Source organism: Sphingorhabdus sp. (assembly GCF_041737645.1).
In the GTDB taxonomy this organism is placed as follows: domain Bacteria; phylum Pseudomonadota; class Alphaproteobacteria; order Sphingomonadales; family Sphingomonadaceae; genus Sphingorhabdus_B.
Genome location: NZ_JBGSRI010000032.1, coordinates 1 through 24,369, shown reverse-complemented (window position 1 = coordinate 24,369; position 24,369 = coordinate 1). Strand labels below are relative to the sequence as shown.

Sequence of the window (24,369 nt, the reverse complement as noted above, 5' to 3'; positions counted from 1 at the left end):
CGTCAGGCGGCGGTGCGCTGGGCCTGTTCACCGCGATCCGGCGGTTACGGTCGACCTATGCGCGGATCGCCGACCGTCTGGCGCGCGATGGCCTGCCGCTTTACGCGCAGCATATCGACCCCATCGATACCGGAACCCTCGTCGATATTTTCCGCGACGATCCCCATGCCAGCCTGCTCGGCACCGATGCCTTGCGCGACGGGGTGGATGTGCCCGGCGCGTCATTGCGCCTTGTGGTGATGGAGCAAGTGCCCTGGCCCCGCCCCGACATTTTACACCGCGCGCGGCGGCTGTCTTATGGCGGCACCGATTATGACGACCGCATTATCCGCGCGAAGCTGGCACAGGCCTTTGGCCACCTAATCCGCAGCGCCGGTGACAAGGGGCATTTTGTGCTGCTGTCATCGGCCGTTCCCTCGCGCCTGCTCACCGCCTTCCCGGCCGGAACCTCGGTCCGGCGGGTCACATTGGAACAGGCGGTCGCGGCAATAAAATCAGGTCTTTCCCCCGTAACAAATATGCGGCAGGAAGTTCCGGAAACCCTGCAAGAAGGTAACCCCATTTGACGCTGACCCTGACCCTGTTTCGCCATGCCAAATCAAGTTGGGACAACACAATCCCTCGCGATTTCGACCGCCCCCTGAACAAGCGCGGTGAAAAGGCGGCGGTGACCATGGGCAAGTGGGTCAAGGAAAACGGCCTGACATTCGACCATGTCGTTGCCAGCCCCGCCGTTCGCGTTATCGATACCATCGACCAGTTCGTCAAAGGCACGGGCGAACGCATTGACGCGACGTGGGACCGGCGAATTTACCTTGCCTCCTCCGCCACGCTGATGGACGTGCTGCGCGACCGGTCGAACGAATTCAAGGACGTCATGATGGTCGGACATAATCCGGGGATGGAAGATCTGGTGTTCGACATTGTCCCTGACGACGGCAGCTCGCCCTTGCGCGATCTGGTGTGGGAAAAATACCCCACCGCCGCGATTGCGCGGATGGAACTGGACATCGACAGCTGGGCCGATATCGAACGCAAATGCGGACGTCTGACCCACTTCATCCGCCCGCGTGACCTTGATACCGAATTGGGGCCCGAGGACGAATGACGCCGGTAATCTGGCGCAAGGCCGGACCCGACGATGCCGCGGCCCTCGCCTATCTGGGCGCAGCGACCTTCCTTTCGACCTTCGCCTTCGACCATCCGGGCAAACCACTCATCGAGCATCTCGATGCAGAGCACAGCGCGGATTATTATGCAGCGAAGCTAGCGCAGGCGGACGTCGATATCGTGCTGGGCGAAACGCCGCTTGGCGCGCCTGTGGGTTACGCCATGCTGGTTCCGCCGACCCATCCGCAATTCCAGCAGGACGGCGACTGGGAGCTGAAACGTTTTTACCTGCTCGGTCCTTGGCAAGGCGGGGGCAATGGCCGGGACCTGATGGCACAAGCCGTCCAGGTCGCGCGCGATCGCGGGGCAAAGCGCCTGTTGCTCGCGGTGTACGAAAGCAATGCCCGCGCCTTGGCGTTTTACGAACGGGCTGGGTTCATCCATATTGGCGAGACCGTGTTCATGGTCGGTGATGTGGTGTTTCAGGACAGGGTGTATGCAAAGTCCCTGACGGAATGAGGTTGGGGGGGAGCTTGCGCGCGAACTCCCCCTCTCCACTTCGTCTAATGGCTAAAGCCATAAGACTGCGTACCTCTCCCCTGAAGGAGAGAGGGAAATAGCGCTTGGCCTCTCCCCTTCAGGGGAGAGGATACGAAGCCTTGGCCGACAGGCCTAGGCGCAGTTGGAGAGAGGCCCCCTCAGGCCGCCGCGAGGGCTGCGCTCAAACGGTCGCGGACGGCGCGTAGGGCGGTCATGTCTACCGCACGTGCAGCGGCGGGTTCATGAGCCGCTACCGGCGCATCTTTGGCATCGCCCGACACCAGAAATTTCCGTGCACCTTTAATCGTATAGCCTTCACTGTGCAGCAGTCGGTGGATCGTGTGCAGCAACGCCACATCCTCTGGCCGGTAAAGCCGCCGTCCGCCGGCGCGCGTCAAGGGTTTCAGCATCGGGAACTGTTCTTCCCAATAGCGCAATATATGGGTGCGTACGCCAAGCACTTCGGCCATTTCACCAATATTGCGTAAGGCGTCGGCGGACTTTCCCGTCATTGGCTATTATTTCACTTTTTGCCGCATACCCTGGCTGGCGCGGAAAGTTAGCACGCGGCGCGGGGTGATGGGAACTTCGATACCGGTTTTTGGATTGCGGCCGATACGTTCGCTTTTGTCGCGCAGGACGAATGTACCAAATCCCGAAATTTTGACATTTTCGCCGTCAAGCAAAGCCGTCGTCATATGTTCCAGAATCGATTCTATCATACCGGCGGCGTCCGCCCGCGATAAGCCTACCTGCCTATTGAGCATTTCTGCCAAATCTGCGCGCGTCAAAGTACCTGCTTCTGCCATAATTGCGTCTCCCGACGTGCGACCCGCCTGTGAGAAGTAACGACCTTAAAACAAAAATATTGCGTTGTAAAATGGCGATAAACAAAAATTTGTCCTACATCCGGACAACAGAAGCGCCCCATGTAAATCCGCCGCCCATCGCCTCCAGCACCACAATATCGCCGGATTTAATCCGGCCATCGCGAATAGCGACATCAAGGGCCAGTGGAACAGAGGCGGCTGATGTATTGGCGTGTTGATCAACGGTCAGCACTACCTTGGCAGGATCAAGCCCCAATTTTTTGGCGGTAGCATCAATGATGCGGGCATTGGCCTGATGCGGGACGACCCAATCGACTTCGTCTGGTGTCAATTCGGCCGCATCAAGCGTTTCGTGCATCACGCTCGCCAGATTGGTCACGGCATGGCGAAAAACCTCGCGGCCTTTCATACGCAGCTTGCCGACTGTGCCGGTCGTCGAAGGGCCGCCATCGACATAAAGCAGCTCGTTATGCTGTCCGTCGGCGTGCAACCGTGTGGCAAGCGCCCCGCGCACCCCGACTTCACCGCTTAAGACCACCGCGCCAGCGCCGTCGCCGAAAAGAACGCAGGTTGTGCGGTCGTCCCAATCCAGAATGCGGCTGAATGTTTCGGCACCTATGACCAGTGCATTTTTTGCCGAACCTGCGCGGATCATGCTTTCGGCAACCGAGAAGGCATAGAGAAAGCCCGAGCACACCGCTGCCACATCAAACGCCACGCAGCCGTTACAACCCAGTGCATGCTGCACGATCGTCGCCGATGCCGGAAAGGTCTGGTCCGGCGTTGCGGTCGCCACGATAATCAGGTCAATCTGCGCCGCAGTCATTCCCGCGGCTTCAAGCGCCTTGCGCGATGCGGCAGTGGCCAGTGTCGCGGTGGTTTCGTCAGGCTCGGCAATATGGCGGAACTTGATGCCCGTGCGCTCGGTAATCCATTCATCGGATGTATCGACCCGCGCCGCCAGATCGGCGTTGGAAACACGGGTTCTGGGCAGTGCCGAACCTGTGCCTTTGATTACGGCGCGAAGCGCGGTTGCGGTCATCCTATTTGCACCCGCGCAAGATCCTGGGCGATCCGCGCGGTGATGTCTTCTTCGACGAGCCGCGCCGCAACCTGGACCGCATTTGCAACGCCGTTACTTGTCGCGCTGCCGTGGCTTTTGACGACGACCCCGTTCAAACCCATGAACACCGCGCCATTATGGTTGTTGGGGTCAAGATGATGCCGGAGCAGCTCAGTCGCGGGGCGGGACACCAGAAAGCCGAATTTCGAACGCAGCGAGCTGGTAAAGGCGCGGCGCAACAGGTCGGTGACGAATCGCGCAGACCCCTCAATCGCCTTTAGCGCGATGTTGCCTGTGAATCCGTCACATACGACGACATCGCATTCGCCACGGTTGATCTTGTCGGCCTCAATAAAGCCCTGGAAATCCATGTGCAGGCCGCTGGCGTCGCGCAGATATTGGGCGGCGTCGCGCAGTTCATCCGTGCCCTTCATTTCTTCGGTGCCAATATTCAGCAAGCGCACCTTGGGTCGTTCAAATCCGAAGATGATGCGCGAATAGGCCGCACCCATCACCGCAAATTGGGCCAGATTGCGGGCATCGCATTCGGTGTTGGCGCCCAGATCGAGCACCACCACATCGGTATCTTTCAATGTCGGTAACAGCGCGGCAAGCGCGGGGCGGTCGATGCCGGGCATCGTGCGGAGCGCCAGTTTCGCCATTCCCATCAGCGCGCCGGTGTTCCCGGCGCTGACCGCAGCGCTGGCATGGCCTTCTTTGACAGCGTTGATAGCCAGCCCCATCGAACTGGTTTTCGCCTTGCGTAACGCTTGACTGACCTTTTCATCGCCGGTGACGACAACGTCGGCGTGCAATATTTCCGACGCCGCGCGCAAATTGGGGTGCTTATCAAGTGCAGACTTGATTCGGGTTTCATCGCCGACCAGCAGAAATTCGAAGCTGTCGTGCCGGTGCCGCGCCAATGCTGCACCTGCCAACATCACGGGAACGCCTTCATCGCCGCCCATCGCGTCAATTGCGATACGCGGTTTCAATGACACCAGCAATTCTCCCGATTAAGGATTAAGCGACCGCCATCACTTCGCGGCCGTTATAGTGGCCACATGCGTCACACATATGATGCGGGCGTTTCAATTCGCCGCAATTTGCACATTCCTGGAATGCGGCAACTTTAAGCGAATCGTGGCTGCGACGCATGCCGCGCTTTGAAGGGGATGTTTTTCTTTTGGGGACAGCCATCTCGGCACCTGTTCCATTTCAAAATCAATAAGTTCTGGTACATGATAGGTCAAAAGGCTGGTCGAAGCAAGCAATCGCCAGAATCAGCCTTAGTTCACCGCACATGTCCGTGTGAGCGGCGCGCTATACCGCTTTTTCTGTGCTTTGCAAGCCGAGAGATAGCAGTTAAGCCCACGCATCGAACAGGGAGAGTATATATGTTGAGTTTACCCGTAACACTGACCATCGCAGCGGGCGCCGCGCTCGTAAACCTTTGGCTGATGATCCGCTGTGGTCAGGCCCGCACCAAGGAAAGCGTTTCGGTCGGCGATGGCGGCAATGAATTTGTCATCCGGCGGATGCGCGCCCATGCAAATTTCGTAGAAAGCGCACCCTTTGTGCTGATCCTGCTCGCCGCATTGGAAGCGACCGCAGGAACGAGTAACTGGCTATGGGGTGTGGGTATCCTCTACATCGTCGGGCGTCTGGCGCATGGCCTTGGCATGGACGGCGGTGCCTTTGGCAAAGGCCGTATGGTCGGCACGCTGATTACTATGCTGACCCTGCTCGGCCTTGCCGGCTGGGCCCTGTGGGCGGTCTACGCGACCGTCCTGTAATAGGTTAGCGCGCGGCCAAAACGTCATCGGCGACGAACATATTATTTTTGCGTTCATAACCGAACTGGCTGGTCGCGCCGTGGCCCGGAATGAAAGTCACGTCATCACCCAAGGGCCATAGCTTTTGGGTGATAGCGTTGATGAGATCTGCGTGGTTGCCGCGCGGGAAATCGGTGCGGCCTATCGACCCTTGGAACAATACATCGCCGACAATCGCCAGACGGCTTGGCGCGTGGTAGAATATGACATGGCCCGGCGTGTGGCCTGGGCAATGGATGACATCCAGCGTCAGATTGCCGACGGTGACCGTATCGCCATCGTTCAGCCACCGGTCGGGCTCGAACGTGTGCGCCTCCATCCCCCAACGGGGCCCATCTTCGTCCAGTTGGGCGATCCAGAAGCGGTCTTCCTCCTGCGGGCCTTCGATCGGCAGGCCCAGTTCCTTGGCCAGCATTCCGGTCTGTCCGCAATGGTCCAAATGCCCGTGCGTCACCAAAAGCTTTTCCAGTTCCACGCCGGTTTGCGCCACCGCCGCCTTCAACTTGTCGAGATCGCCACCGGGGTCAACCAGAGCGGCCTTGTTCGTTTCAGTACACCAGAAAAGCGTGCAGTTCTGCTGCAACGGGGTGACCGGAATAATCACGGCTTTTAGCGGGGGTTGTCTGCTACCGGAGGAAGTTACGTTTGCCATGAAACCCTATGTGGCGAAGCGGTGCACCGCTTGCAACCCTTTACGAGACAGGCCTTCACAGCCGCCGCCCGGTCCAAACCACCCTTCCTACGATAGAAACTGACGCACCGGCGATGTCGGACCAGTCGGGATAAGAAGGATTGTCCGACAGCACGGACAAGCGGCCCGCCGGACCTTTCGCCAGCCGTTTTACCATCAAAACGTCATCCAGCCGGATAACAAATATACCATCGCGAAATCCGGCAGCGGTAATGCTACGGTCGACCATGATATCGTCCCCGTGATGCAGGGTCGGTGCCATCGATTCGCCATCGACACGGATCAGCGAGAGGTTCGCAGGATCAAGCCCCTGTTTGCGTAGCCATTTTTCGTCAAAGCCGATCTTTCCGGCCAGTGTTTCGACATCGTTCATGGCCCCCGGCCCAGCCGACGCACCCACGGCGAGTTTGGGGATAAGCCGCATCTCCGGTTTGGCCGACAAGGGCGCAACGCCGCCCAACAAGCGTTCGTCCACCCCGAAATAGCGTGCCAATATGCCGCGTTCGATTTCCGGCAGGCGCTTGGGCGTGCCCCGCTTGATATATTGCTGGATATAGGCCGCATTGCGACCGACCAATTTGGAAAGTCCCGCATAATCGTCACCGCTTTGAACGATTAGCCGATCCAGAAATGCACGCGGGTCGTCATCCATCATATTTGCTCCAAACCGGAAGGAAATTTCCTAGACTTGTAGGATTTCTCCTATCACATTTGTTCTTTATTTGTTCCAAATGATTCGGGCAAGCAAAACCCGGTCGCACTCGGAGGAGAAGTCATGCACATAAAACATCTGGTTGAGCGTTTTTTACGTGAAAAGAACCTGCCCCCCACAAAATTTGGCCGGTTGGCGGCGCATGACCCGCGACTTGTACTCGATATGCGGATGGGCCGGGAAGTTAGACCCGAAATGGAGTTAAAATTGCGCCAGTACATCGCGGCATATCCTTCCACCGATCAAATAGTCCGGAACAAAGCCGCATGAGTCGCGGCAAGAGTCTGCCAAAGTTGCTGCGCGAACTGGAGCGGCTGTTACCGCATGGGCAATGGCGTTTGGCGCAGGAACGGCCATGGTTCAGCCTGACCTTTTCCGGCGTGCAAATGTCACTGGCTTACACGCCCGATGCGCCGTGCAAGACGGAGGAGGTTGCCCGGATTCTGGAGGATCACGCATTCAGCCTGCATAGCCAGATTGTCGCCGATATCGCCGTGGAGGCGGAAGTGGCGGGGGCTGGTGCCTTGGTGATCGCGATGTTGGTGTTGGATGTTTAGCGCGGGACGGTTTTTCGTCAGAAGGAATCTATTACCGCGCCGTCCCGTTCATCCGGTTCAGGGTTGCGAGCGCGGCGGCAAGGGCGGAATCCATATCATCATCCTTGACCACGAAATCGGGCACGATCTCCAACGAAGGTCGGCCATCGCGTGTGGGTTCGAACGTCACATCCACTTCCGCGATTTCTTCAATATCGGCAATATCATCATGCACGGGCTGCACGACTGTTCGCGACGCGAGTTGCGTCGCCACGATTTCCAGTTCGGTAAGTTGCTTTTGCCGATCGGCCACTGCAGCCTCAAGCTGGGCCACCATCTCGGCCAATGTCGGCTCGATATCCTGTTTGACCGACAATGGCGATACCATGACCGGATCTGAAGAAACTGCTGCGGCTTCGTCCACAACTATTTCAGACTGTGGGTCTGGCGTCATTTCCGTTGCAATTTCAGCAAGATCGATAACCGGCAAATCCTGGTTGGCGAACAACGGACGGCGCGGAGGTGCGTCCGGATGGGTGTCACCGTTCCGCAATTTGGGTAGATCCGAAAGCTCGGTTATGTCGCTGTCATCATGCACCCATGGCATTTTAGGAATGGACAGGCTGGGCATTTTCAAGCGCGCCAAACGCGACGCTACTTTCGCGTCTTCTGGCTCATTCGCCCAATCGGGTATTGGTTCTTCAACCTCGATACGCTTTACCGATGCAGTGCCGAAATGCAGAAGTGCATAGACCAGCACCGCCAACGTAAACGCACCTGCCCCAAAAGCAAAAAGCGCGCGCGCGGTGTCACCCAAAGGTGCGCGTGCCGCGGGAATCATCTCCGAAAGGCCGGTTGATCCTGTGGCAATTTCCAACAATCGAACGGGCAGGAACATGATGGTTACAGACACAATTATCGCCCCGGCCATCGCAAGCATTATGGCTCTTATCTGGCTATTTGAGACTGCTTTTGACATCTATTCATCCTGTTGAGTCGCCCGTGCTGTTACGCAGCGCGAGCAATTGCCTTATCCCCTATCAGCAAATGGTAAACAGGATCGTAACGATAAATATTCTTATGCCAACTGCGTTCTTCGTTCACGAACTGTCGAGCGGTTGCCTTGATGTCATCCCAATTGGCGCGATTGTCGAAAAGCCTGTTGATCGATTTTGCCAGATCAAGCGGATCATCGGCGGCAAATAAGGTGCCGGTTTTATTGTGCTCGATCAATTCCTTATGGCCACCCACATCGGACGCTGCGACCAGCCGCCCCTGCGCCATTGCCTCCAAAGGTTTCAGCGGCGTGACCAGATCGGTGAGCCGCATGCGTTTGCGAGGATAGGCCAGTATATCGACCAGGCTGTAATAACGCTCGACCTGTTCATGCGATACGCGACCGGCAAAATGGATCCGGTCGGCGCACGGCGACGCCTTGGATTGCGCTCGCAACGCTTCTTCCATCGGGCCGCCACCAACCAACAGCAAATGCGCCTCATTCTTCATCAGCGGCATCGCTGCGATCAGGTCGTCGAGCCCTTCATAATCGTAAAAACTGCCGATATATCCGATCACATCCTTACCGGTCAGGCCAAGGTTGGCGGCCAGTTCCGCATCGGCGGGCGTTGGCGATCCGAACAGTTCCAGATCAACACCATTGGGCGAGATCGTGATTTTCTGAGGCGCTACACCGCGGGTGACGAGATCGTTCTTCAATCCTTCGCAAATGACCGCCACGGCATCGGCCTGGCTTATCACATAATTTTCGAGTGCACGGGTCAGCCGGTATTTCGCCGACCCTTCGCTTCCGGTGCCATTCCCGACGGCGGCATCTTCCCAAAAGGCGCGTATTTCATAGACCAGTGGCAATCCTAAACGATGCGCGGCACGCGCTGCGGCCAACCCGTTCAGTGCGGGGGAATGGGCGTGCAGAATATCAAAAGGCCATTTTGCATGAAGCGCGACGATGGCGTCGGCCAGCACCGCGATCTCACGCCATTCACGCAGCGGCGATGGCCCGGAAACAGCCGCCAAAGTGCGGTGGAATTTCAGGCCTTCGACGGTTTCATCCAGACTATCGGGTATCTGGCCATGCTGATATTGGCGAACGCCGGTAATTCCGGCCACTTCCCAACCGGCAACGACCTGCGCCTTCATAATGGCGCGGGTGCGAAACGTGTATCCGCTGTGCAGCGGCAGGCTGTGATCGAGAACATGAAGAATGCGCGACATGGGCCAAATCCCTGCCATAAAAGGATTAACGTGGCGTCAACCCGCTGCGGATATAACGCCGCAATGATGTGCGAATTCGGGGCGATGGGGATGGAACCCCGATGATCGACAATTTTTCGATATTACTGAGTCACGTCCTGCTCGCCATCGCTTTGTGGCGCCTGATGAACAGACCCGATCTCGATCACGAAGATCCGCCAGTCCAGGATGAAAAGCCCACCGGATTTGGACAGCGCAATCGTCCGGTTTCAGCTACCCGAAAAGCAGTGCCTGATGCGTGACCTGATCTTTGTCGCTTACATCGTGCTTATCATGTTGCTGGCGTTGAAGCGGCCGTTCCTGTTCACGCTTGTCTATGCCTATGTGGACATAGTCTCGCCGCAGCGGCTCAGCTATTTCCTGTTGAACTCGGTGCCCTTGTCGCTGATTCTATTCGCGCTGGCCTTTCTGGGTTTCGTCCTTGGTGACGATAAAAAAAATGTACGCATATCACCACGCTGGCTCCTGCTGATCCTGCTTCTGGGGTATTGCGGGTACACCACTACGGTCGCGGTCGAACCGGTTGCGGCGCTCGATAAATGGAATTGGGTGTGGAAAGCCCTGGTATTTGCATCATTCCTGCCGCTGACACTGCACACACGGCTGCGGATCGAAGCCACGGTGTTGACGTTGGTGCTGTGTGTTTCAACATTGATCGTAACCGGCGGCATCAAAACAGCGGCGGGTGGCGGCGGCTATGGGTCGCTGGTGATCCTGGTCGACGACAATAGCGGCCTGTTCGAAGGCAGCATCATATCGTGCGTCGCCATCACGATCATCCCGCTGATCCTCTGGCTCGCCAAGCATGGGACGATTTTCAAACCCGAGTGGAAAGTGCGCGTCTATGCCGCATGCCTGATCTTCGCCTGCCTGCTGATCCCTGTAGGCACGCAGGCACGCACGGGCATTGTGTGCATTGCGGTGCTGGGCATATTATTGCTCCGCTATGTCCGGCACCGGATGCTCTATCTCGGCGCGGTCGCGCTGGTCGGGCTGGCGGCGGTGCCGTTCCTGCCGTCCAGCTTCACGAACCGCGCTGACACCATCAAAAATTACAAAGCCGACGAATCCGCCTCCACCCGCCTCGCCGTCTGGGCGTGGACATGGGAATATGTGAAGGAACATCCGCTGGGCGGCGGCTTTGATGTCTATCGCCAGAACCGCATCCGTTACGATATGGAACAACGTGCCAATCCCGACGCGCCATTGCCTGCCGATCTGCCAGCGGTGCGTGAAGTGGTCGACGAGGGCCGCGCCTTCCATTCGAGCTATTTCGAAATGCTGGGGGAACAGGGCTTTCCCGGGCTTCTCATGTGGCTCATCATCCATTTCGGCGGCGTCTGGCGGATGGAAGTCATAAGCCGCCTTTACCGCAAACGGAACCGCCCCGACGAAGCCTGGGTCGCGCCGCTCGCCACCGCCTTGCAGAACAGCCAGATCGTCTATCTGGTCGGCTCGCTGTTTGTGGGCATCGCGTTCCAGACATTTTTCTACATGCTTATCGCCCTGCAGATCGGTTTTGACACCTATCTGGCACGGCGCCGCAAGGAAGCTGCGTGGCTGCCTTTGACCGGCCGGAGCAAACTGGCGCAGGGATAAGGGGTTTGGGGACTGTCCCAAAACCCACACGCAAAAGAGCAAAGCCCGACAACTTGCATTGTGCAGGTCGACGAACCTCCGTAAAGCCAGCACATGTCTACACCGCCCCCTACGCCACCCCCACGCTTTGACCCCGATACCTTAATCCCCCGCCTTGAATCCTATTGGACCGCGCTTGTGGCTTGGGTGCAGGGCAATGCCGTGGAACTTGGGCTCGCCGTGATCGCCGCCGTGGTCGTGTTCCTCCTGCTTAGCTGGCTCAAGCGCGTCGCGGCCAAGATCGCGCGTGAAAGCGAACAGCGCGCCGAACTGAAATCGATCATCGCCCGCACGTTGGCACGGACCAGCAAATTTTTCCGTGTGATGGTCGCGGTCGAGGTCGTCAACCGATCCGCCAATGCGCCCGAGGCATTGACCCGCTTTGTGGATGTTTTGTTCACTATCGCGGTCACTATCCAGATCGCGGTGTGGCTGCGCGAGATCATTCTCGGCCTGATCGAACGGCGCGTGAGCGAAGGCCAGCATGAACGCGATACGCTGGCGAGCGCGATGGTTCTGATCCGTCTGTCAGTCAGCTTTGCACTCTTCGCAATCGCCACCATCGTCATTCTCGACAATCTGGGCGTCAATGTAACCGGTCTGGTGGCCGGACTTGGCGTCGGTGGTATCGCCATCGGCCTTGCCGCGCAGGGGATATTTTCCGACCTGTTCGCGGCTATTTCGATTATCTTCGACAAGCCGTTCAGGCGCGGTGACGTTATTTCTTACGACACAACAACGGCAAGGGTCGAAAAGATCGGTATGAAAAGCACGCGCCTACGCGCACTTACCGGGGAAGAAAAAATTATTGCCAACGGCAAGCTTTTAGAGAAGGAAATTACGAATAACACTCTCACAGTGTACCGACGGATCACATTCCATTTGGGCGTGGTCTATCAGACAACGACCGACACGGCAGATCGAGTACCAGTCATATTGAGGGAAATCGTCGAAGCAAATGATTCGGTTTTCATTCGCGGGAGCTTTGTGAATTTCGGAGCAAGCTCGCTTGACTTCGAACTACTTTTCGACGTGATGAGCGACGATGTCGACGTGGCCTATGCAAAAAGGCACGTTATTGGATTGGAAATCATCCGGCGGTTTGCCGCCGAAAACATTGAATTTGCTTATCCAACGCAAACAACTTTCACTGCTGCGCCAGATGGTACGATGATTATGCCATACGCTGCCATCCCTGAATCACTTACAGTAAAGCGACCCGCAAAATCGTCAGGACGCTCACCCGCCGGTGCCGTCCCGAAAAGCTGAAGCACCTCTATGCGGGTTTGCAAGCCAAGCATGCCGTAACGGCAAAAGCTTGAGGCTTGTAATGCCGGTTTAATCGGGCCACGATGCTGCAAAATATATTGGAGAAGGATTGCTTATGACCACCATCACCCCAGCCGAACTCGCGACCAAAGTCGGCGAAAAAATCGGGACATCCGAATGGATTCTGGTCGATCAGGAAATGATCAACAAATTTGCCGACGCCACCGGCGATCACCAGTTTATTCACGTCAACGAAGAGATGGCAAAGATGACGCCATTCGGCGGCACGATCGCGCATGGCTTTCTGACATTATCGCTGTTCCCTGTGATGTCCGCGAAATCAGACAGCCCCCGTATCGAGGGCGTGAAGATGGGCGTCAACTATGGCGGCAATAAAACCCGTTTTCTCGCGCCCGTCCGTTCCGGCAAGCGCGTGCGCGGCCACTTCAAGCTGCTTGAGCTTGTCGAAAAGCGCCCCGGCCAATGGCAGCAGACGCTTGAATTCACCGTCGAGATTGAAGGCGAGGACAAACCTGCCCTTCAGGCCGAATGGATCAGCCAGTTTTTCGTATAGTCTTAATTTCAAGGAACCACCCCCATGCGTGATGCAGTAATCGTCTCCACCGCCCGTACCGCCATTGGCAAAGCCTATCGCGGCGGATTTAACGCCACATCCGGCCCGACACTGGGCAGCTATTCTTTGGCAGCCGCGGTCGAGCGCGCCGGTATCGAAGGCGGCGAAATCGACGACGTCCTTTGGGGCTCCGCGCTGCAACAGGGCACGCAGGCGGGCAACCTCGCCCGTCAGGTCGTTCTGCGCGCTGGATTGCCGATCACGGTATCCGGCATGACCATGGATCGCCAATGCTCATCGGGCCTGATGTCGATCGCGACGGCAGCCAAGCAGATTATCGTCGACAATGTCGACATCATGGCCGCCGGTGGCCAGGAATCGATCAGCCTTGTGCAGACCAAGGAAATGCGGGTTGCCCCCGACCGCGACCTGATCGCGATGCACCAGAATGTCTATATGCCAATGCTGCAAACCGCCGAAGTGGTTGCCAAGCGTTATGGCATCGGTCGCGATGCGATGGACGAATATGCCCTCCAGTCGCAACAACGTACCGCTGCTGCTCAGGCCGCCGGCTATTTCGACGCCGAAATCGTGCCTGTCACCACCACCATGAATGTGACCAACAAGGAAACCGGCGAAGTCAGCCAGAAAGAAGTCACCATTGCCAAGGACGAAGGCAACCGCGCCGACACCCAATTGGCAGGACTACAGGCGCTTCAGCCGGTGCTTGGCCCCGACATGACCATCACCGCCGGCAACGCCAGCCAGTTGTCCGACGGTTCGTCGGCCAGCGTGCTGATGGAAGCCAAAGTCGCTGAAAAGAAGGGCCTCAATCCGCTCGGCCGTTATGTCGGCATGGCCGTCGCCGGCACCGAGCCCGATGAAATGGGTATCGGCCCTGTCTTCGCCATTCCGAAACTGCTGCAGCGTTTTGGCCTGAAGATGGACGATATCGGCATCTGGGAACTGAACGAAGCCTTTGCTGTGCAGGTGCTTTATTGCCGCGACAAGCTCGGCATTCCGGGTGAACTGCTGAACGTCAATGGCGGCTCGATCTCGATCGGCCACCCTTATGGCATGACCGGCGCACGTTGCACCGGCCACGCCCTGATCGAAGGCAAGCGCCGCGGTGCCAAATATGGCGTCGTCACAATGTGCGTCGGCGGTGGCATGGGCGCGGCAGGGCTGTTCGAAATTTTCTGATTTCCTGAAAGGAAAACAATATGTCTGCCATAGGGGTGATCGCGACGCTGACCGTCGCCGAAGGAAAGAACAGCGAATTTGAAGCCGTGTTTGCCGAGTTGGCCGCGGCCGTACGTGCGAATGAACCAGGCAACGAATTCTATTCGCTGACCCGGTCCAAAACGGATGCCCAGATCTACAAGGTGTTGGAACGCTATGTTGATCAGGCTGCGTTGGATACGCACGGCAAAACCGAATATTTTAAAGCTGCGGGTCTTAAACTGGCACCCTGTTTGGCGGCCGCCCCCGTTATCGAGTATCTCGACGCGTTTTAGCAGTAAGTTTTTGAGAAATACCCGACTAGTCGGGAACAGCTTCGTGAATTGCTTGTTTCCTTTTATCCAAAGGAGACAAGCAATGACGAATGAACTCGAGATCAAGGAAAAATTCTGGAAGGCCCTCAAATCCGACAGGACCATGTTCCTTGACCTTGCCGAAGGCGAGGATGGCCATGCACGGCCAATGACCGCGCAACTCGATGATGAAGGGCTGGAAGGCAATCTTTACAGCGGTCCGATCTGGTTTTTCACTTCAACGGAAAGCGGACTGTATCAGAAAATCACACAGGAAGCCCGCGCCATGGCGCACTTTACCTCGAAAGGGCATGACGTGTGGGCGACGGTACACGGAACGCTGACGACGACGCGCGACCGGGCGATTATCGATCGGCTGTGGAACCGTTTTGTCGCGGCCTGGTATGATGGCAAGGACGATCCCAAGATCGCTTTGATCCGTCTCGACCCTGAAAATGCCGAAATCTGGATCGATGCTTCAAGCGTCGTTGCAGGCATCAAGATGCTGCTCGGGATCGATCCGAAAGAGGATTACAAGAACAAGGTCGCAGAAGTGAGCTTATAAATTATCTGCGGGCGGGGATATCTTCCCGCCCGCAAATATAAAGCCTGCGTCCCGGTCCTCGGCGAGCAGCGCAGGACCATCAAGGTCGACCCAGTCGGCGTCCTGTCCAACCAGAAAAGCAGGCGCGATGCCAAGGCTGGTCGACAGCATGCATCCAACCATAGTCTTCATGCCGGCGGCCTTCGCTGCCGCCGAAATCTTCAACGCCTCCGTCAGCCCGCCTGCCTTGTCGAGTTTGATGTTCACTCCGTCGTAATAAGGTGCCAGACGGGCAACATCGGCTGCGCTGTGGCAGCTTTCATCCGCAATCAAAGGCAAAGGTGCCCGGACGCCAGCCAACAACGCGTCCTGTCCCGCAGGCACCGGCTGCTCGATCATCTCAACCCCCAGATCCGCAAGTGCCGCTGCTTCGGCAGCGATATCGAGATGTCCCCAGCTTTCATTGGCATCCACGATGAGCCGAGCCTCGGGCGCACCCGATTTGACAGCAGCGACGCGGGCGTAATCGTCCTCGCCGGTCAGCTTCAGCTTCAGCAGCCCGAAACCTTTCGCCGCCGCATTAGCCGCATCTCTCTCCATCAAGGCAGCTTCGCCCAGCGATATCGTAAAGGCCGTCAGGAGTGGCCGGGGCGGATGCTTCAGCCCCGCAAATTGCCACAGTGGCTGGCATGCCGCTTTGGCCACCAAATCCCAAAGCGCACAATCGAGAGCGTTACGCGCCGCGCCTGCGGGAAGAAGATGCTGAACCTGCTTACGGGCCTCATCTGCGTCAAGCGGCTCAAGCGCAGGCAGCACAGCTTCGACCTGTGCCAGGCAATTTTCCGCCGTTTCCCCGCGATAATAGATTGCGGTACCTTCGCCCAATCCAACATGGTTGCCGTCACTCACCGCGACAACCAGAACATCCACAAAAGTTTTCGCGCCGCGCGCGATGATGAACTGCCCGGCCACCGGCCAGCGCTCAATTGCAGCACTTATACGTAAAGACATCGCCCCACCCACTTTTGTGTCCGAATGCAGACTGGCCATATAAACGGACCAATGCAAGCCGGGTTTACCCTCACTTGGTATTTCTGTTCATAAAACATGGGAGTTTTCTGAACGAAAGCTGACAAGTCAATTCAGGATCGTGCAACGACGAATCACTTATTCAGTCCCTGTCAGGCGGGAAATCCCCCGTACCGGCAAAGGAGAATGACGATGAATATTCTGACCAAAAGCTTGCTAAGCGCCGGAGCTGCTGCTGCAGCTTTGGTAAGTGTATCCGCACCTGCACAGGCGCGCGACCGGTATGACCGTGACAATATCAGTGCCGGTGAAGTGATTGCCGGTGCGGTTGTTCTGGGCGGTTTGGCCGCTGTTATTGCCGCATCGGAAAATGACCGCGGATATGACCGTCGTTATGACCGTGGGAACAATTATGACTATAACCGTGCGGGCTTTGGCTACAACAACCGCTATGGCGGTGGCCGGTCTGCGGTGAACCTGTGCGTGAATGGCGTTGAAAACTGGGCCAACCGGTATAGCCGTTCCGACGTTACCCAGATCCGTGACATTGAACGCACCCGTTACGGCTATCGCGTCAAGGGTAATGTAGTCGTGAAGGATGGCTGGCGCGGGAATAACCGGGGTTATGATGGCTACAACCGTGACGACCGCGACGGCCGCCGCTATGGCGGAGGATATCAGGGCGGCTATAACCGTGGCTACGACAAGGGCCGGTTTACCTGCTATGTCGAACGCGGACGGGTTGTCGACATCGACTATAGCGGGCTTGATCGCTGGCGTTAATTTGGGGCGACAGCCGCTTTCGGTAACGAGGGCGGCTGTTCCCATTATTCAATCAAAATAACAGGAGGCATAAAAATGGGACATTTTCACAAAAGCGCGCTGGCCATTGGCACAGCCGCGATTTTGGCAACATCGGTCACTCCAGCCATGGCGGCGGTTTCATTGGATCGGGGGCACTCCGTTCTGAAATCCGCCGGCGAATATGATGGCTGGGGCCGACGTCACCGCTATCGACACCGCGACCGTGTCGATGGCGGTGACATTTTGGCGGGCATAGCCATATTGGCCGGTATCGCGATCGTCGCCGATGCCGCGAGCAAAAGCAGCAAGAACGGGCAGGATGATAATCGCTATCCAACCCAGGACCGCTCATATGAGATTGAACCGGATAATGATCGCGAAACGAGGCAAGACGCCGGGCGCTCGAACGATGTTGCGAGCGCGGTCGAGGCTTGCACAAGCGCAGCGCAAAGGGACGGCGCGCGCGTAGACGAAATCCGCAATGTCACCCGCGACGGAGCAGGCTGGCGCGTCGAAGGGCGCGTGTCAGGCGGCAACGATAATGATGATGAATTCACCTGCGGCGCCACCAATGGCGAGGTCGACTTCGTCCAATTTGGCGACGGCGATATTTAGGAAATAAGGGGAGGGGCAGCGACGGTGAGGTTCGCGCGCGACCTCCCCCTCTCCACTTCGTCTAATGGCTAAAGCCATAAGACTGCGTACCTCTCCCCTAAAGGAGAGAGGGGAATACCGCTTTACCTCTCCCCTTCAGGGGAGAGGATACGAAGCCTGGCCGACAGGCCTAGGCGCAGTTGGAGAGGGGCTCGGCGGCCGCCATCACACTCCGGATTTTAACAGCCAGTCGTGGAAAATCTTGACCGCCCGTTGCTTGAGCGCGCGCGGGCGACACACGAACCAATAGCTATAAGGGCTTTCGACCTCGATATTGAACAGCCGCGTCAGGCGCGGGTCGCGGGCGTCGGAAAAATGGCTGCCGTGCATGATTGCAACGCCCAGCCCGTTCGCCGCCGCCTCCAGCATCAACTGGCCACTGTCGATGGTGTCGATGGCCAGCGGTTTCAGCCGCGGCTGGCCGACTGCTTCACGCCATGCGTCAAAAATCATCGGCATATCACTATGCACCATGACGGTATGTTTACTCAGGTCTGCCGGGGTTTTGATGTCTTGTTCCCTGGCCCATTCTTCGGACGCAATCGCGAACACCACATTCCGGTCAAGCCGCACGCTGTATAATTTGGGGTCTACGTCCGCCGCGATGATGATGGCGGCATCGACGACATCGCCCAATAGGTTTTCGGCGTGGCCGGATGTATCGACATCGATGTGCAGTTTGGGAAATGCTTTACGCAATGCAGGCAGCTTGGGAACCAGCCGATGGGTCCCGAACAAGGGCAGGACGCCGAGTCGCAGCCGATATTCACCGCCGCGCCCGGCCAGTTCCTCGACCGCTTCGGCCATTGCATCCATCGCGGGTTCCACCGCCGCCAGCAAAGCCTCGCCATCAGCATTGATGACCATTGCTTGCGCGCGCCGGTCAAACAACGGCTTTCCGATGAAATCCTCAAGGCCCTTTATGCGTCGGCTTAGCGCGGGCGGGGATAACGAAAGCTCACTGGCGGCGGCTTTGGCCGAGCCGAGTTTTGCAACACGCAAAAATGCTTCGAGAGAGCGCAAGGGGGGTAAACGACGCATCACAACCTCCTAGAGAATTGTCGCGGCGCAACAAATACAGGTTTTTCATCGCATTGGCCCAAAGCACGCGATTTTTCGTTCAGAAATCCCTATTATGCAGTTGCACTTTACGCAACCTAAATTGCATTGTTCGCACTTGCACAATAATTGAAACGATGGCATATCGAACATGCCTTATAGGCATCCTCTCCTAAAAACTTATTCAGGGTCGGCTCCGGTCGACCCTTTTTTTATGGTTTTTCAGATGATTGTACCACCAACGCCCGCCGTCCCCACAGAATCAGGAACAGCAACGCGGCTCCGGTCAGGATGAAGGTTGCAGGTTCCCAAAGGTCAAGCAACGCCACTCCTATCGCAGGTGCAACAATATAAGCCGCACCGCTGATCGAAGCGATTTTGCCCGCGACATCGCCTTGTTCGTGCCGTCGTACGGCGAGCGACGCGCCCGCCGTGAATCCTGGCCGAAACAGGCCGAACCCCAAAGATGCAATCGCAAAGCCGGTGCTGATGCCGTAAAAATCCTGACTGACACCGGTTAGACCGACCCCGATCAGGGCGAGTACAGACCCCAGCAAAACCGAACTGCGCGGAGCCAGTGACAGAATCGGAATCAAGCCCCATTGGGCCAGCAGCGTCGCCATCGCACCGATCAGCATCACTGATCCACCGGCCTGCACCGCTTCCCAAGGACGATCATGAAGGCCGAGCCGGTCGCGCACCAGAAATCCGACAACGCCCAGCAATATCGCTTGTGCATGGCCGCCAATCAGCCCGGCAATCAACCAGGGCAACATCCGTTCATCGCGCCACGGCAGGCGCACTTCTGTGTCGGGCAGAACCGAATCGAGCGCCTGACCATCGGCCTGTTCAGGTTCGGGCGAATTCATCGATGCCGAATTGGGATAAGCCGCAACCGCACCGCGCGCCGCAAATCTGGGCGTATCATTGGGCAACTTCACGTGTAACGCCACCAGCACGGCAACCCCGAAAGCGGCAAACATGATCAGCGGGCCGGCAAGGCCGAACGGCGGGAACAACAGATAATGCGCCACCGCCGGGCCAATGACAGTGCCAACGCCAAAAGAAGATGCCAGCATCGACAGCGCCTTGGTCCTCTCCTCCCGCTCTGTCCGGGCAGCGACATAGGCCTGAACCGCGGGCGGCGCAGCGGACCCGAAGCCGCCATACAGGCTGCGGAACAAGGCGAAGAGGACAAAAGTCGTCACGGGTCCGATCCAGCCCGCAAGCCCAATCCACAACACCGCCCCGCACAGCCCCATAGATGCAATGAAACCGATCACGCCAACGCTCATCAACTGCTTGCGGCCGCGACGGTCGGACATTCTTGCCCATTTTGGCGCGGTAATCACCCACAGCAAGGCCGACCAGCTAAACGCCAGGCTGACCCACACATCGGGCATTTGCAGTTCGCTGGCTATGGCAGGCAGTGCCGACTGCATCGCCGTGTTACCGGCGGCAGCGACCAGCATGACAAGGAACAGGACGACGACGCGGCTGTTGGAAATGGCGGGGACGGCGCTCATGATTTTTCCCAGTCATAACTGCGGGTGACTTGCGCGACGTGCAGGGTATAACTGGTGTACCAACGGTCGCGCCCTGCATCGCGAATGGCGGCGTGTTCGGGGTGATCGCGCCACGCCTTGGCATCGGCATCGCTGCGCCAATAGCTGACCGTAATCCCAAGGCCGTCATGACCGCGCACAGATTCCATACCCATATAGCCCGGCTGCTGCGCCGCCGAGGCATCCATCGCGGTTGCGGCGGCGGCATAGCCCTCGTCGTCATTACCGGTCCGCTGTGCGATGAAAATCACGGATATCGTACCTAAAGGAAGCTTGCCCATGCGCAGGGCATAGAACCTATTTATCAGGCGTTGCAACCCGTCGAAAACTTATTTTGACCGATTGCAGTTGCAATCGCCGTCGCGATTTGCGAGGTCGCGGAACTGTAATGGAACTGTTAAATGCCCCTGTCCACCTTTGCGAAAAAGCCGCTGCTCGACCGTGCAAAGGCGCGCCTGAACCGCTTTTTGGGTCCGTGGGGGGTGTTTATGAAAGGCTTTTTGAAGCATCCGGTGATGGTTGGGGCGATCATTCCGTCTTCGCACCACACGGTTGCCAAAATGCTGGCGCCGGTGGATTGGGGCAATACCAAATTGTTTGTCGAATATGGCCCCGGCATCGGGACATTTTGCCAGCCGGTGCTCGATCGTCTGCGGCCCGATGCGACCTTGCTGGTGATCGATCTCAATGCCGATTTTATCGATTATCTCCGCAAGAATATCCGCGACAGCCGCTTCATTGCGGTCCACGGGTCTGCGGCCTGCGTGAACGATATTATCGCGCAGTTCGGATTCAAACACGCCGATTACATTCTTTCGGGGCTACCTTTTTCGACTTTGCCGGACAATCTGGGGCCGGTCATTGCAGAAAATACGGCCAAGGCATTGCGGCCGGGCGGGGCGTTTCTGGTGTACCAGTACCGCGCCCGCGCCCGTGCTTTCATGGCACCTTATTTCCGCAACATCGACAAAGGCTATGCATTAAGAAACGTCCCGCCATGCCATTTGTTTTGGGGCTGGAAAGAATGAATCCAGACTGCACTCATTTGCAGCGGTAATTTTTCCGCTCGATATGGCGGCCCAATAAAGCTCCGCCAGCCGCACCCAATATGGTGCCAACTGTCTTGTCACCGCTTCCCGCAATTGCGCGGCCCAGCAAACCACCGCCAGCGGCCCCGATAATCAACCCGGTCGTACCATCGTTGCGCTTGCAATAATATGTACCGTTGCGACCTTTCCAGATGCGGTCACCTTCGTCGATACGTTCGGCCTGACGGTCTTTTTTCAGCGCAAGTGCGCTGGTGGCAGGCGTGGCGACAGCCAAAATTGCGGCCAGAAGAACAATTTTTTTCATTATATACCCTTTTTCATTTTATACGGCGAACCGACTCTTAACAACTCAGGCTGAACCTTTGTTGCACGACCTGTTCAGAAAAGGATGAAATGGGCGGTACTTGCGTTGAGAGATGTTCATCGGCCCTCTACGGAAGTTCGCCGAAAATGTTCTATGCGACACTTGCCTGCCGGGCAAAAAGGTCGCACAGACAATCCATGGCTAACATCATCGCATTTCTGTTCGGACTTATCGCTCTCATTCTTGCTGTCATCGGTTTCATTCCGCTGCTCGGCTGGCTGAACTGGTTGATTATATTGATCGCTGGCGTCGGCGCTATATTCGGTTTTGTTTCGGAAAAAAACGCAGGCCGCAACTTCTGCCTCGTGGTGATGGCCATTTGCGCGCTGCGCCTGTGGATCGGCGGCGGCATTATTTAAGCCGCGTGCCCGCTAGAACGGGGACAGCATGACCGATAAAAGCGAAACCCCGCCGCCCAACGGCCTGCCCTTTGCCCTGGCCGCCTATCTGATATGGGGATTTGTCCCCGTTTATTTCAAATTGCTTGGCCATGTTCCGCCTGCCGAAATTGTCGCGCAACGGATTTTATGGTCAATCCCGCTCTTGCTGGTCATCATGTATTTTCGGACGCAACTGGGCGAATATGCGGCCATTTTCCGACACCGCGCCCATTTACGCAATCTCATCGCATCGGCAATTCTGATCGCGCTCAACTGGCTGATTTTTATATGGGCGGTGTCGACCGACCATATATTGGCGGCGAGCCTAGGCTATTATTTGACCCCGCTGGTCAATGTCCTGCTAGGCCGGATGTTTCTGGGTGAACGCTTGCTGCCCATGCAACTGGTGGCGGTCGCAGTCGCCGCATTAGGGGTTGCGATATTGATCGGCGATGCGCTCGATACATTTTGGGTATCAGTGTCGCTGGCGTGCAGTTTTGGAATATATGGCCTGATCCGCAAGATAACACCGGTGGGCTCGGTCCCCGGACTGGCCGTGGAAACGACTTTGCTGGCCCCATTGTCGCTCGTAGCGGTTATATGGTTTGCGACCAATGGCACCGGCGGCTTTGGCGATGACGGGGCAACAACAGGGCTTTTGATATTATCAGGCGCAGTGACCGCCATCCCCTTATTGCTGTTCGCGACGGCAGCGCGGCGGATGAGCTACGCCAGCCTCGGTTTCGTCCAATTTCTTTCGCCGACCATCGGATTTCTGCTCGGGGTGTTCGTGTACAACGAACCGCTCAGTTCGACCAAACTCGCCTGCTTCATCCTGATCTGGATCGGCATCGCCATCTTCTGTATCGACGCCTTGCGAACCTACCGCGCGGGCAAGGCTTAGGGGAAAGCGTCAGCCCCGATATACCCACCCGAGCGTTTCGCCTGCATGGAAGGGAACGATATTGGTGCCATTGGCGTCGACGGTATCCGGCACAGCGCTCTCCCCGCGGGTCAGCGTGATTGTGCCCTCGTTCAAGGGCAGGCCGTAAAAGCGCGGACCGTTCTCGCAAGCAAAGGCCTCGAACCGGTCGAGCGCACCTTCTTCGTCAAAGACGGTAACATAGCTTTCCAGCGCATAAGGTGCGTTGAAAATGCCCGCGCACCCACAGTCGCTTTCCTTTGCCGATTTGGCGTGCGGCGCGCTGTCGGTGCCGAGGAAATATTTGACGCTGCCCGATGTCGCCGCCTTGCGGAGGGCCAGCCGGTGCGCTTCGCGCTTGGCAACGGGCAGGCAGTAAGCGTGCGGCCGCATGCCGCCTGCGAACATCGCGTTGCGGTTGATATGCAGATGCTGCGGCGTAATTGTCGCGGCGACATTCGGGCCGCATGCGTCGACAAAGGCGGCGGCATCGGCGGTGGTGATATGTTCGAACACGATCTTCAGTTCGGGCAGGTCGCGGACCAGACCTGATAAAGTGCGCTCGATAAACACCGCCTCACGGTCAAAAATATCGACATGGCTGTCGGTAACTTCGCCGTGGATCAGCAAGGGCATACCAATTGTCGCCATCTTTTCCAGCGCGGGCATGATGCGCGCGATGTCGGTCACGCCATGCGCGCTGCCTGTGGTGGCGTGGGCGGGGTAGAGCTTGGCCGCGGTAAACACGCCGGATGCAAAGCCCTGCGCGAGTTCGTCGCCTTGCACATCGTCGGTCAGATAGGCGGTCATCAGTGGCGTAAAATCCACGCCATCGGGCACCGCCGCCAGAATCCGGTCGCGATAGGCGGCGCAGTCTTCGACGCTGGTCACCGGCGGCGACAGGTTCGGCATCACGATGGCGCGGGCAAATTGGCGGGCGGTGTAAGGGACAACGCCCTTCATCACGGCGTCATCGCGGAAATGGAGGTGCCAGTCGTCGGGGCGGCGGATCGTCAAGCTGTCAGTCATCTCTTCCCTTTAGGCGAAGCGGACCCTATCTGTCACCCATGTCCAACCCCCGCCTGTTCGATCGCTCTGTCCTCCGCCTCTCACCCACCGAGGAAGGCGAAGATGTGCGCGGATTTCTGCAAGGTCTGGTGACGCAGGACAGCAAAGGCCCCCTGCCCGCGTGGTCCGGCCTGCTCACCCCGCAGGGCAAGGCCTTGTTCGATTTCATCCTGTGGGACGGGGGCGCGGATATCCTGATCGATTGCGAGGCGCGCGAGGCAGAGGCATTGGCGCGGCGGCTGTCCATATACCGTCTGCGGCGCAAGATCGCGATTGGCGTGGACGACGGGCTCGGCGTCTTTTGGTCACCCGAAGGCGAAGGCGACC

33 protein-coding genes and 1 pseudogene are annotated in these 24,369 nt (G+C 57.6%); 19 read left to right on the top strand and 15 right to left on the bottom strand.

The annotated features are described in order from the left end of the window. From ACEW72_RS03990 to ACEW72_RS03980, 3 genes are all read left to right on the top strand, one after another. Nucleotides 1-566: helicase C-terminal domain-containing protein (locus tag ACEW72_RS03990; RefSeq protein WP_373475082.1), on the top strand; the 566-nt coding region annotated here is incomplete at its 5' end. Further along, nucleotides 563-1,108 (top strand): histidine phosphatase family protein, encoded by a 546-nt coding sequence (locus ACEW72_RS03985; RefSeq protein ID WP_373475081.1) that lies wholly within the window; start codon nt 563-565, stop codon nt 1,106-1,108. The genes ACEW72_RS03990 and ACEW72_RS03985, both read left to right, overlap by 4 nt. Next, nucleotides 1,105-1,629: a GNAT family N-acetyltransferase gene (locus ACEW72_RS03980; RefSeq protein WP_373475080.1), complete on the top strand. Its 525-nt coding sequence runs from the start codon at nt 1,105-1,107 to the stop codon at nt 1,627-1,629. The genes ACEW72_RS03985 and ACEW72_RS03980 overlap by 4 nt, the downstream gene beginning before the upstream one ends. A 179-nt stretch (nt 1,630-1,808) precedes the next feature. Here ACEW72_RS03980 and ACEW72_RS03975 read toward each other — a convergent pair whose 3' ends face one another. The 5 genes from ACEW72_RS03975 to rpmF all read right to left on the bottom strand — a co-directional run bounded on the left by ACEW72_RS03975 (nt 1,809) and on the right by rpmF (nt 4,743). Further along, complete coding sequence (locus ACEW72_RS03975) at nt 1,809-2,162, bottom strand: MerR family transcriptional regulator (protein WP_373475079.1); 354 nt, start codon at nt 2,160-2,162, stop codon at nt 1,809-1,811. 6 nt (nt 2,163-2,168) lie between these two features. After that, nucleotides 2,169-2,459 (bottom strand): integration host factor subunit alpha, encoded by a 291-nt coding sequence (locus ACEW72_RS03970; RefSeq protein ID WP_373475078.1) that lies wholly within the window; start codon nt 2,457-2,459, stop codon nt 2,169-2,171. Nucleotides 2,460-2,553: 94 nt separating this feature from the next. Then, entirely contained in the window at nt 2,554-3,522 is a 969-nt protein-coding gene (locus ACEW72_RS03965; protein ID WP_373475077.1) for a beta-ketoacyl-ACP synthase III, read from the bottom strand. Next, complete coding sequence (gene plsX / locus ACEW72_RS03960) at nt 3,519-4,544, bottom strand: phosphate acyltransferase PlsX (protein ID WP_373475076.1); 1,026 nt, start codon at nt 4,542-4,544, stop codon at nt 3,519-3,521. The genes ACEW72_RS03965 and plsX overlap by 4 nt, the downstream gene beginning before the upstream one ends. 22 nt (nt 4,545-4,566) lie before the next feature. Further along, nucleotides 4,567-4,743: a 50S ribosomal protein L32 gene (gene rpmF, locus ACEW72_RS03955; protein WP_160353816.1), complete on the bottom strand. Its 177-nt coding sequence runs from the start codon at nt 4,741-4,743 to the stop codon at nt 4,567-4,569. A gap of 197 nt (nt 4,744-4,940) precedes the next feature. On the opposite strand from rpmF, the gene ACEW72_RS03950 reads away from it, so the two are divergent. Then, nucleotides 4,941-5,339 (top strand): MAPEG family protein, encoded by a 399-nt coding sequence (locus ACEW72_RS03950; RefSeq protein WP_373475075.1) that lies wholly within the window; start codon nt 4,941-4,943, stop codon nt 5,337-5,339. A 4-nt stretch (nt 5,340-5,343) separates the two neighbouring features. On the opposite strand, the gene ACEW72_RS03945 is transcribed toward ACEW72_RS03950, so the two are convergent. Further along, nucleotides 5,344-6,030, bottom strand: a complete 687-nt coding sequence (locus ACEW72_RS03945) for an MBL fold metallo-hydrolase (RefSeq protein ID WP_373475074.1) — start codon at nt 6,028-6,030, stop codon at nt 5,344-5,346. A gap of 55 nt (nt 6,031-6,085) precedes the next feature. Continuing rightward, on the bottom strand, nt 6,086-6,724 hold the full coding sequence (locus ACEW72_RS03940) for a helix-turn-helix transcriptional regulator (protein WP_373475073.1): 639 nt from the start codon (nt 6,722-6,724) through the stop codon (nt 6,086-6,088). A gap of 120 nt (nt 6,725-6,844) precedes the next feature. Between ACEW72_RS03940 and ACEW72_RS03935 the strand changes: the two genes are divergently transcribed. After that, the gene (locus ACEW72_RS03935; protein ID WP_373475072.1) at nt 6,845-7,051 is read left to right on the top strand and encodes a hypothetical protein; all 207 of its coding nucleotides are present in this window, start codon (nt 6,845-6,847) and stop codon (nt 7,049-7,051) included. Then, nucleotides 7,048-7,338, top strand: coding sequence for a hypothetical protein (locus tag ACEW72_RS03930; RefSeq protein ID WP_373475071.1), 291 nt, complete (start codon nt 7,048-7,050; stop codon nt 7,336-7,338). Before ACEW72_RS03935 ends, ACEW72_RS03930 begins: the two co-directional genes overlap by 4 nt. 31 nt (nt 7,339-7,369) lie before the next feature. On the opposite strand, the gene ACEW72_RS03925 is transcribed toward ACEW72_RS03930, so the two are convergent. Then, nucleotides 7,370-8,296: a hypothetical protein gene (locus ACEW72_RS03925; RefSeq protein WP_373475070.1), complete on the bottom strand. Its 927-nt coding sequence runs from the start codon at nt 8,294-8,296 to the stop codon at nt 7,370-7,372. Between the two features lie 29 nt (nt 8,297-8,325). Continuing rightward, nucleotides 8,326-9,549: a TIGR04063 family PEP-CTERM/XrtA system glycosyltransferase gene (locus ACEW72_RS03920; protein WP_373475069.1), complete on the bottom strand. Its 1,224-nt coding sequence runs from the start codon at nt 9,547-9,549 to the stop codon at nt 8,326-8,328. Nucleotides 9,550-9,650: 101 nt separating this feature from the next. Here ACEW72_RS03920 and ACEW72_RS03915 point away from each other — a divergent pair, with 101 nt between their 5' ends. From ACEW72_RS03915 to ACEW72_RS03885, 7 genes are all read left to right on the top strand, one after another. Continuing rightward, on the top strand, nt 9,651-9,830 hold the full coding sequence (locus ACEW72_RS03915; protein WP_373475068.1) for a hypothetical protein: 180 nt from the start codon (nt 9,651-9,653) through the stop codon (nt 9,828-9,830). Next, nucleotides 9,823-11,187: a putative O-glycosylation ligase, exosortase A system-associated gene (locus ACEW72_RS03910; RefSeq protein ID WP_373475067.1), complete on the top strand. Its 1,365-nt coding sequence runs from the start codon at nt 9,823-9,825 to the stop codon at nt 11,185-11,187. The genes ACEW72_RS03915 and ACEW72_RS03910 overlap by 8 nt, the downstream gene beginning before the upstream one ends. Before the next feature lie 93 nt (nt 11,188-11,280). After that, the gene (locus ACEW72_RS03905; RefSeq protein WP_373475066.1) at nt 11,281-12,495 is read left to right on the top strand and encodes a mechanosensitive ion channel family protein; all 1,215 of its coding nucleotides are present in this window, start codon (nt 11,281-11,283) and stop codon (nt 12,493-12,495) included. 115 nt (nt 12,496-12,610) lie between these two features. Continuing rightward, nucleotides 12,611-13,069, top strand: a complete 459-nt coding sequence (locus tag ACEW72_RS03900) for a MaoC family dehydratase (RefSeq protein WP_373475065.1) — start codon at nt 12,611-12,613, stop codon at nt 13,067-13,069. A 24-nt stretch (nt 13,070-13,093) separates the two neighbouring features. Continuing rightward, a complete protein-coding gene (locus ACEW72_RS03895) occupies nt 13,094-14,272 on the top strand; it encodes an acetyl-CoA C-acyltransferase (RefSeq protein ID WP_373475064.1) in 1,179 nt (392 codons plus the stop codon). 20 nt (nt 14,273-14,292) lie between these two features. After that, on the top strand, nt 14,293-14,586 hold the full coding sequence (locus ACEW72_RS03890; RefSeq protein WP_373475063.1) for a putative quinol monooxygenase: 294 nt from the start codon (nt 14,293-14,295) through the stop codon (nt 14,584-14,586). Nucleotides 14,587-14,668: 82 nt separating this feature from the next. Then, entirely contained in the window at nt 14,669-15,169 is a 501-nt protein-coding gene (locus ACEW72_RS03885; RefSeq protein WP_373475062.1) for a pyridoxamine 5'-phosphate oxidase family protein, read from the top strand. Here the strand turns inward: ACEW72_RS03885 and ACEW72_RS03880 are convergent. Next, entirely contained in the window at nt 15,164-16,159 is a 996-nt protein-coding gene (locus ACEW72_RS03880) for a dipeptide epimerase (RefSeq protein ID WP_373475083.1), read from the bottom strand. The two genes, ACEW72_RS03885 and ACEW72_RS03880, sit on opposite strands and share 6 nt — an antisense overlap. A gap of 210 nt (nt 16,160-16,369) precedes the next feature. Here ACEW72_RS03880 and ACEW72_RS03875 point away from each other — a divergent pair, with 210 nt between their 5' ends. Further along, nucleotides 16,370-16,960, top strand: a complete 591-nt coding sequence (locus ACEW72_RS03875) for a hypothetical protein (protein ID WP_373475061.1) — start codon at nt 16,370-16,372, stop codon at nt 16,958-16,960. Nucleotides 16,961-17,035: 75 nt separating this feature from the next. Then, nucleotides 17,036-17,596: a hypothetical protein gene (locus ACEW72_RS03870; protein ID WP_373475060.1), complete on the top strand. Its 561-nt coding sequence runs from the start codon at nt 17,036-17,038 to the stop codon at nt 17,594-17,596. Between the two features lie 204 nt (nt 17,597-17,800). On the opposite strand, the gene ACEW72_RS03865 is transcribed toward ACEW72_RS03870, so the two are convergent. The 3 genes from ACEW72_RS03865 to ACEW72_RS03855 form a co-directional block, all read right to left on the bottom strand. After that, the gene (locus ACEW72_RS03865; protein WP_373475059.1) at nt 17,801-18,676 is read right to left on the bottom strand and encodes a LysR substrate-binding domain-containing protein; all 876 of its coding nucleotides are present in this window, start codon (nt 18,674-18,676) and stop codon (nt 17,801-17,803) included. Nucleotides 18,677-18,906: 230 nt separating this feature from the next. Beyond that, on the bottom strand, nt 18,907-20,220 hold the full coding sequence (locus ACEW72_RS03860; RefSeq protein ID WP_373475058.1) for an MFS transporter: 1,314 nt from the start codon (nt 20,218-20,220) through the stop codon (nt 18,907-18,909). Then, nucleotides 20,217-20,540, bottom strand: coding sequence for an antibiotic biosynthesis monooxygenase (locus ACEW72_RS03855; protein WP_373475057.1), 324 nt, complete (start codon nt 20,538-20,540; stop codon nt 20,217-20,219). The genes ACEW72_RS03860 and ACEW72_RS03855 overlap by 4 nt, the downstream gene beginning before the upstream one ends. A 120-nt stretch (nt 20,541-20,660) precedes the next feature. On the opposite strand from ACEW72_RS03855, the gene ACEW72_RS03850 reads away from it, so the two are divergent. Continuing rightward, complete coding sequence (locus ACEW72_RS03850; protein ID WP_373475056.1) at nt 20,661-21,287, top strand: class I SAM-dependent methyltransferase; 627 nt, start codon at nt 20,661-20,663, stop codon at nt 21,285-21,287. A 13-nt stretch (nt 21,288-21,300) separates the two neighbouring features. On the opposite strand, the gene ACEW72_RS03845 is transcribed toward ACEW72_RS03850, so the two are convergent. Further along, nucleotides 21,301-21,612: a glycine zipper 2TM domain-containing protein gene (locus tag ACEW72_RS03845; RefSeq protein ID WP_373475055.1), complete on the bottom strand. Its 312-nt coding sequence runs from the start codon at nt 21,610-21,612 to the stop codon at nt 21,301-21,303. A gap of 197 nt (nt 21,613-21,809) precedes the next feature. Here ACEW72_RS03845 and ACEW72_RS03840 point away from each other — a divergent pair, with 197 nt between their 5' ends. Next, the gene (locus ACEW72_RS03840) at nt 21,810-22,031 is read left to right on the top strand and encodes a hypothetical protein (protein ID WP_373475054.1); all 222 of its coding nucleotides are present in this window, start codon (nt 21,810-21,812) and stop codon (nt 22,029-22,031) included. A gap of 28 nt (nt 22,032-22,059) precedes the next feature. Then, entirely contained in the window at nt 22,060-22,956 is an 897-nt protein-coding gene (gene rarD, locus ACEW72_RS03835; protein ID WP_373475053.1) for an EamA family transporter RarD, read from the top strand. Nucleotides 22,957-22,965: 9 nt separating this feature from the next. Here rarD and pyrC read toward each other — a convergent pair whose 3' ends face one another. Beyond that, a complete protein-coding gene (gene pyrC / locus ACEW72_RS03830; RefSeq protein ID WP_373475052.1) occupies nt 22,966-24,003 on the bottom strand; it encodes a dihydroorotase in 1,038 nt (345 codons plus the stop codon). A 38-nt stretch (nt 24,004-24,041) separates the two neighbouring features. Between pyrC and ACEW72_RS03825 the strand changes: the two are divergent. After that, nucleotides 24,042-24,369 (top strand): annotated as a pseudogene (locus ACEW72_RS03825) (folate-binding protein); the annotation flags it as partial.